General features: G+C 74.9%; 6 protein-coding genes. 4 read left to right on the plus strand and 2 right to left on the minus strand.

The window, feature by feature from the left end; translation table 11 throughout:
• Positions 1-13 precede the first annotated feature (13 nt).
• On the plus strand, positions 14-1,480 hold the full coding sequence (mptB, locus tag AB0I41_RS12630; protein WP_357105649.1) for a polyprenol phosphomannose-dependent alpha 1,6 mannosyltransferase MptB: 1,467 nt from the start codon (positions 14-16) through the stop codon (positions 1,478-1,480).
• 56 nt (positions 1,481-1,536) lie between these two features.
• Here mptB and glnA read toward each other — a convergent pair whose 3' ends face one another.
• Entirely contained in the window at positions 1,537-2,961 is a 1,425-nt protein-coding gene (glnA, locus tag AB0I41_RS12635) for a type I glutamate--ammonia ligase (RefSeq protein WP_357105652.1), read from the minus strand.
• Between the two features lie 303 nt (positions 2,962-3,264).
• Between glnA and AB0I41_RS12640 the strand changes: the two genes are divergently transcribed.
• Entirely contained in the window at positions 3,265-3,642 is a 378-nt protein-coding gene (locus tag AB0I41_RS12640) for an RDD family protein (RefSeq protein WP_357105676.1), read from the plus strand.
• A gap of 107 nt (positions 3,643-3,749) precedes the next feature.
• Here AB0I41_RS12640 and AB0I41_RS12645 read toward each other — a convergent pair whose 3' ends face one another.
• Positions 3,750-4,439: a DUF4191 domain-containing protein gene (locus tag AB0I41_RS12645; RefSeq protein WP_357105655.1), complete on the minus strand. Its 690-nt coding sequence runs from the start codon at positions 4,437-4,439 to the stop codon at positions 3,750-3,752.
• Between the two features lie 194 nt (positions 4,440-4,633).
• Between AB0I41_RS12645 and AB0I41_RS12650 the strand changes: the two genes are divergently transcribed.
• Complete coding sequence (locus AB0I41_RS12650; RefSeq protein WP_357105658.1) at positions 4,634-4,804, plus strand: hypothetical protein; 171 nt, start codon at positions 4,634-4,636, stop codon at positions 4,802-4,804.
• Positions 4,801-7,453 (plus strand): AAA family ATPase (locus tag AB0I41_RS12655; RefSeq protein WP_357105661.1); only part of this gene is annotated, 2,653 nt, incomplete at its 3' end. The genes AB0I41_RS12650 and AB0I41_RS12655, both read left to right, overlap by 4 nt.

Consider the following 7,453-nt stretch of genomic DNA (forward strand, 5'->3'; position numbering starts at 1 on the left):
GGAGAGGTTGCCGGTGACCGAGCCCGGGCCAGCGTCCGTCGGCCGGGCCCGGTCCGCCCGGTACGCCGGCCTGGCGGGCGCGGTGCTGCTCGCCGTCGCCGGGTGGCTGGGCGGGGCGCTGCCCGACATCCCGCCCAACGGCCCCTGGCGGGCCGCATCCGGGCCCTGGGCGCTGGGCTGCTGGCTGGTCGGCACGGCGCTGCTGGTCGGGGCCTGGTGGTCGCTGCGCCGGGGCGCGCCGTCGACCCGCTGGGCGTACCTCACCGCCGGGCTCTGGCTGGTCCCGCTGCTGGCCGCGCCGCCGCTGGGCAGCCGGGACGTCTACTCGTACGCCTGCCAGGGCTGGGCGTACGCCGCCGGCCACGACCCGTACGGCGTGGGGGTGGCGGCGGCCGGCTGTCCGTGGGTCGACTCGGTCGCGCCGATCTGGCGGGACACCCCCGCGCCGTACGGCCCGTTCTTCGTGCTGCTCGCCGCGCTGGCCACGACCCTCGGCGGTGGCCTGGTCGGCACGATCGTGCTGTTGCGGCTGGTCGCGCTGGCCGGGGTGCTGCTGGCCGCGCTCTGCCTGCCCGGGCTGGCCCGGGCCGCCGGGGTGCCCACCGCCCGGGCGGCCTGGCTGGCGCTGGCCTGCCCGCTGGTCGGGGTGCACCTGGTGGCCGGCGCGCACAACGACGCGGTGATGCTCGGGCTGCTCCTGCTCGGCCTGCTGGTGTTGGTCCGGCTGCCCGGCAAGCCGAAGCCGCTGCTGGCGGCCGGGGTGCTGCTCGGCCTGGCGGTGACGGTGAAGGCCACCGCCGTGGTGGTGCTGCCGTTCGCGGCCCTCGCGGCGGTGCACGGCCGCTACACCCCGCGCGCCCTGCTGCGGGACGGGGGCTGGCTGGCCGGTGGCGTGCTGGCCGCGCTGGCCGCCACCTCGGCGCTGTCCGGGCTCGGCCTGGGCTGGGTCGCCGGCCTGGCCCGCAGCGGCGACACCGAGCAGTGGACCTCGCCGCCCACCGCCGTCGGCGTCGTCGTGGACTACCTCGGGGAGCTGGCCGGGCGGGAGCCAGCCGCGGTGCCGGTCACCCGGGCGGTGGCGCTGGTGCTGCTCGCGGTGCTGCTGGTGGCGCTCTGGTGGCGGGCCTGGACGGCGTTGCGCGCCCTCACCAACGTCCGGCAGCGGGTGCGCCGGCTGGCGGCGGCCCGCCCCCTGATCACCCTGTACGCCGCCGGTGTCGCGCTGGCCGCCACGGTGGTGCTGGCCCCGGTCCTCCACCCCTGGTACGCGACCTGGCCGCTGCTGGTGCTCGCCGTCTCGGCGACCCGCACCACCTGGTTCGTGCTGCCCTGCGCGGTGGCCGGTTTCCTGGCCCTGCCGGACGGGACGTCGCTGGCCCGGTCAACCAAGGCGCCCGGGGCGATCGCCATGACGGGGCTGGTGGTGGTGCTCGTGGGCTGGGCCCTGCGCCGGGCCCGCGCCGCCCGCCGGGCGTCATGACGAACCGGGCCGGCCCCGCGAACGCGGAGCCGGCCCGGCCGGTGTCGGACGACTGCTCAGCAGTCGAAGTACATGGCGAACTCGTGCGGGGTCGGGCGCAGGCGCACCGGGTCGACCTCGTTGGCCCGCTTCCAGCCCACCCAGGTGGAGATCAGGTCCGGCGTGAAGACGCCGCCGTCGAGCAGGTAGTCGTGGTCGGCCTCGAGGGCGTCGAGCACCTCGGGCAGCGAGCCCGGCACCTGCTTGACGTTGCCCCACTCCTCCGGCGGCAGGTCGTACAGGTCCTTGTCGATCGGCGCCGGCGGCTCGATCTTGTTCTTGATGCCGTCCAGGCCGGCCATCATCATCGCGGAGAAGGCGAGGTACGGGTTGCTGGACGGGTCCGGCACCCGGAACTCGACCCGCTTGGCCTTCGGGTTGCTGCCGGTGACCGGGATGCGGGTGCAGGCGGAGCGGTTGCGCTGCGAGTAGACCAGGTTGACCGGCGCCTCGAAGCCCGGCACCAGCCGCCGGTACGAGTTGACCGTCGGGTTGGTGAAGGCCAGCAGCGACGGGGCGTGGTGCAGCAGGCCGCCGATGTACCAGCGGGCGGTGTCCGACAGGCCGGCGTAGCCGGTCTCGTCGTAGAACAGCGGCTCACCGTTGAGCCAGAGGCTCTGGTGGGTGTGCATGCCCGAGCCGTTGTCGCCGAAGAGCGGCTTCGGCATGAACGTCGCGGTCTTGCCGGCGGCCCAGGCCTCGTTCTTGATCAGGTACTTGAAGAGCTGGAGCTGGTCGGCGGAGTGCAGCAGGGTGGAGAACCTGTAGTTGATCTCCGACTGCCCGGCGGTGCCCACCTCGTGGTGCGAGCGCTCGACGGTGAAACCGGCGTCGACGAGGCGGCGGACCATGCTGTCGCGCAGGTCGGCGTAGTGGTCGACCGGCGGCACCGGGAAGTAGCCGCCCTTGTACGCGGTCTTGTAGCCGCGGTTGCCGCCGGGCTCCTCACGGCCGGAGTTCCACGCGCCCTCGATCGAGTCGATGTAGTAGAACGACTGGTGGGCGGAGGTCTCGTGGCGGATCGAGTCGAAGATGTAGAACTCCGCCTCGGCGCCGAAGTAGGCCGTGTCGGCGATGCCGCTCGCCGCCAGGAACGCCTCGGCCTTCTTCGCCACGTTGCGCGGGTCCCGGGAGTACGCCTCGCGGGTGAACGGGTCGTGGATGAAGAAGTTCAGCGCGAGGGTCTTCTGCGCGCGGAACGGGTCGATGAAGGCGCTGGCGACGTCCGGGAGCAGGAGCATGTCCGACTCGTGGATCGCCTGGAAGCCGCGGATCGACGAGCCGTCGAACGCGAGGCCGTCGGTGAAGACGCTGTCGTCGAAGGACTCGACCGGCAGGTTGAAGTGCTGCATCACGCCGGGCAGGTCACAGAAACGTACGTCGACGAACTTCACGTCCTCGTTCTTGAGGTATCGCAGGAGTTCCTCGGGATTGGCAAACACACGTCCTCCTGGCACGTCCACTCCGGTGACTGGGCACTGGCGACGTTATGACCGCCCGGTTGCCCGGCCGTGTCTCCTCTGTTTCCGCCGTGTTACGTCGCTCGCGGAGCGTCATCTGCGCCGCTCAGCCCGCACCGGGTCACCGTTCGGACGATACCCGCCGGGACGGTGTATGGCTAATTGATGCGGTTGGCCCGATTCGGCGATGCGTGCCGATCCGGTCTCCGCTGCCCACCCCGGCCGCCGCCGGCGGGGCGCTGACTACCCTTGACCGTCGTGACCAACCCGCACGCCGCGGCACCGGTGCCGCCCGCCGCCGACCCCTCCTTCACCCCGCCGAGCCTCGGCCGCCGGTTCGGTGCCCTGGTGATCGACTGGGTGCTCTGCCTGCTGGTCGCCCGCGGCTTCGCCGACCCGGCCCGCGACGGCTGGGCTCCGCCGCTGGTGCTGATCCTGGAGTACGGCTTCTTCCTCGGCCTCTTCGCGCAGACCCCCGGCATGTTCATCACGAGGATCCGCTGCCTCGACTGGGCCGACGGCGGCCGGATCGGGCCGGCCCGGGCGCTGCTGCGCGGCCTGCTGCTCGCCCTGGTGGTGCCCGCCCTGATCATGGACGGGCACCGGCGCGGCCTGCACGACCGGCTCACCGGCTCGGTCGTCGCCGACGCCCCCCGCCCCTGATCCCCTGACTCTTTCCCTCCCGCGATCTTGCGCTTTCTGCCCGGTCAAAAAGCGCGAAAAGGGTATAGCGAGGGCCGAAACTGCAAGATCGCCGGGCGGGGCCGGGGTTAGCGGCCCCGCGACTGGCGGAACGCGCCGCCCGGCGGCCGCATGTTCTTCGGGATCGCGCCCTTGGGCATCTGCGGGCGGGCGGTGAGCGCCTTGAGCCGCTTGTCCAGCGCGTTGACGTCCTTGCCCTGCAGGTTGCGGGGCAGCCGCATCAGGGTCATCCGCAGCTTGCGGACCGGCAGTTCGCCCTCGCCCTGGCCGATCACATAGTCGTAGAGCGGCGCCGAGCCGATCACCTTGGCCAACCGGCGCTTCTCCTGGCCGAGCAGGCCGCGCACCCGTTGCGGGTTCCCCTCGGCCAGCAGGATCACGCCGGGCCGGCCGATCACCAGGTGGACCATGTCCATCTGGGTGGTGGAGCTGACCGCCGGGGTGACCCGCCAGTCGCCGCGCATGCTCTCCATGATCTGCGCCGCCGCGCCGGGCTGCCCCTCGGCCGCGTTCATCATCGCCTTGTTGGACCGCAGGTTGAGCACGATCAGCACGGCGAGCAGGGTGATCAGGATGCCCAGCGGCAACCAGAGCCAACCCCAGAGGATCACCGCGACCACGGTGAGCGCGAGCGGGATCAGCACCGCCGCCGCGGTCAGCGGCGCGAACCACCTGTCCTGCTTGGCGGTGAACTTGAACACCATCCCGATCTGCTTCAGCCGCTGGCCGAACGAGACCTTCTCCTGGGGCTTTGCCATGCCGCAGAGTCTAGTGGGCGCCGCCAGGCGCAGATGATCCGCGGCCGGCTGAGTACCTTACGTCGCCTCAGCGGTCGTTCCGGGCCCGGGTAAGGAGGGCGCCCGGCCGAAGATCAGGCGGCGCACCCATGCCCCGGGGGCACCTTCCCGCGCAGAGTCGACGTCAGCAGACGACGACCCCGAAGGAGCCCGACATGTTCGGCAACGACGCAGACCTCCTCCTCTCCATCCACCGCAGCCACGCCGCCGAGCTCCAGGCCGACGCCGAGGCGGCCCGGCTCGCCCGGTCCCTGCCGCGCCGGCACGGCCGTAGCTGGCTGAGCCGCCGCAACCGCCCCGGCCGTACCGACGCCGCCCGCCGGTGACGGCCCTGGCGACCGCCGCCCCGACGGCGACCGCCGCCCCGAGCGGCGGGGCGGCGGCAGTCAGTGCCGGCCCGGTCTCCGGCCGGGCCGGCACCCCGCCGCAGACCGGGCGGGCCGCCGGGACGGCGGTGCCGGACCGCCCGGTCGGCGGGGACGGCGCCGCCGCCGCGCGTGGCATGCTCGGTGCCGTGACCGTACGCGCCGCCAGCACCGTCCTCGTCGGCCGTCAGGGCGAGGTGGGGTCGCTGCGCACCGCCCTGGCCCGCGCCCGTGCCGGGGAGCCCACCACCGTCCTGGTCGGGGGCGAGGCCGGCGTCGGCAAGACCCGGCTGCTGGAGGAGTTCGGCGGGCTGGCCGGCGCCGCCGGCGCCCGGCTGCTGATCGGCCAGTGCCTGGAGCTGGGCGAGGCCGGTCTACCCTTCGCACCCTTCGCCGCCGCGCTGCGCGAGGTGCTGCGCCGCGACGGCCCCGGCGTGTTCGACGGGTACGAGGCGGAGTTCGCCCGCCTGCTGCCGGAGCTGGCCCGGGGGCCCGCCGCCGTCGCCGCGCCGGCCGGGCCGGCCCTCTCCGACGCCCCCCGGGGCTACCTGTTCGACCTGGTCGGGGAGCTGTTCCACCGGCTCGCCGCCGACCAACCGTTGGTGCTGGTCATCGAGGACCTGCACTGGGCCGACCGGTCCACCCGTGACCTGATCGGCTTCCTGGTCCGGGCCGCCCGCACCGCCCGACTGCTGCTGGTCTGCACGTACCGCACCGACGAGCTGCACCGGGGTCACCCGCTGCGGCCCTTCCTGGCCGAGCTGGACCGGGCCCGGGGCGTCGAGCGGATCGAGCTGGGCCGCCTCGACCGGGACGGCACCGCCGCGATCCTCGCCGACATCCTCGGCGCCGAACCGGCCGCCCGGGCCGTCGACGACGTCCACGCACGTACCCAGGGCAACCCGTTCTTCATCGAGGAGCTGGCCGCGGCCGGCGACCCGGTCGGCTGCGCCACCCTGCCGGAGACTCTGCGTGACCTGCTGCTCGCCCGGGTCGACCGGCTCCCCGACGCCGCCCAGCGGGTGCTGCGCATCGCCGCCGCCGGCGGCACCCGCTTCGCCCACCAGCTCCTCGCCGAGGTCGCCGGCCTGCCCGAACCCGAGTTGGAGGACGCGCTGCGCGCCGCCGTCGCCGCCCAGCTGGTCGTCGCCGACCCCGACGGCGACTACGAGTTCCGGCACGCACTGGTCCGCGAGGCCGTCCACGACGAGCTGCTCCCCGGCGAGCACGCCCGGCTGCACGCCCGGTACGCCGCCGCCATCGAGGCGCAGCCGCACCTGGTCGCCGCCGGCCGCGCCCCGGCCGAGATCGCCCACCACTGGTACGCCGCCCACGACCACCCCCGTGCCCTGGTCACCGCCCGCGCGGCGGCCTGCGCCGCCGCCGACCGGTACGCGTACGCGGAGCAGAGCCGGCTGCTGGAGCGGGTGCTGGAGCTGTGGGAGCTGGTGCCCGACGCCGCCGACCGACTCGGCATGGACCACCTGGCGGTGCTGGAGGAGACCCTGGACGCCGCCAGCACGGCCGGCGACTACAGCCGGGCGGTCACCCTCACCCGGGCCGCGCTGGCCGAGGTGGACCCCGACGCCGCGCCGCTGCGCGCCGCCCGGTTGCTGGACCGGCGGGGACGGCTGCTCGCCCTGCTCGGCAAGAGCGACGGCAGCACCGAGCTGCGCGAGGCGTACCGGCTGGCGGGCGGGGTGCCGGACGGGCCGGAGCGGGTCCGGCTGCTCGCCGACATCGCCGCGCACCTGGTGAAGATCGATCCGCAGCAGGCCGTCGCGGTCGCCGCCGAGGCGCGTACGGTCGCCGAGGCGGTCGGCGAGGACCTCGCCCTGCTGCCCACCCGGATCGCCATGCTCTGCCGCACCGACGCCGCCCCCGACCTCGGGCTGGCCGAGCTGCGCCGGGCCGAGGCGCTGGCCCGCGCCGCCGGCGACGCGCCGGCGCTGGTCAGCGCGCTGGTCCACCTCTCCGACGTCCTGTTCGAGCTGGGCCACTACGCCGAGTCCGCCGAGGCGGCCGCCGCCGGGGTGACCGAGGCGCGCCGGGTCGGCATCAGCCGCTCCACCGGGGCGTACCTGCTGTCCAACCAGGCCGAGGCGCTGCTCGCCCTGGGCCGCTGGGACGAGGCCGACGCGGCCTGCGCCGACGCGGCCCGGATCGACCCGCCCGGCGTCTCCGGCCTGCACTGGCTCCAGCTGCGCGCCGGGCTGCGGCTGGCCCGGGCCCACCCCGCCGCCGACGAGCTGATCGGCCGGGCGCTGGGCTTCCTCGTCCGGCCGTACCTGTGGCCGAACCACCGGCTGCCGCTGCACGAGCTGCGGATCGAGGCGGCGCTGGCGGCCGACGACAAGGTGGAGGCGGTCCGCGCGGCCCGCGCCGCGCTGGCCGACGACCGCCTGCCGCACCTGCCCCGCGAGGGGTGGCCGGTGCTCAGCGCCGTCGCCCGTACCGCCGCCCGGGTCGACGACCGGGAGTTGTCCGCCGCGGTCGCCGCGGTCGCCGCCGCGCTGCCCGTCCGGCAGCCGGCCGAACAGGCGCACGCGGCCCAGGTCGCCGCGCTGCTGGCGGCCGGCGGTCGCGCGCTGCCCGCCTGGCGTACGGCGG

Origin of the sequence: Micromonospora sp. NPDC050200 (genome assembly GCF_040656135.1) — a bacterium.
Taxonomy (GTDB): Bacteria; Actinomycetota; Actinomycetes; order Mycobacteriales; family Micromonosporaceae; genus Micromonospora.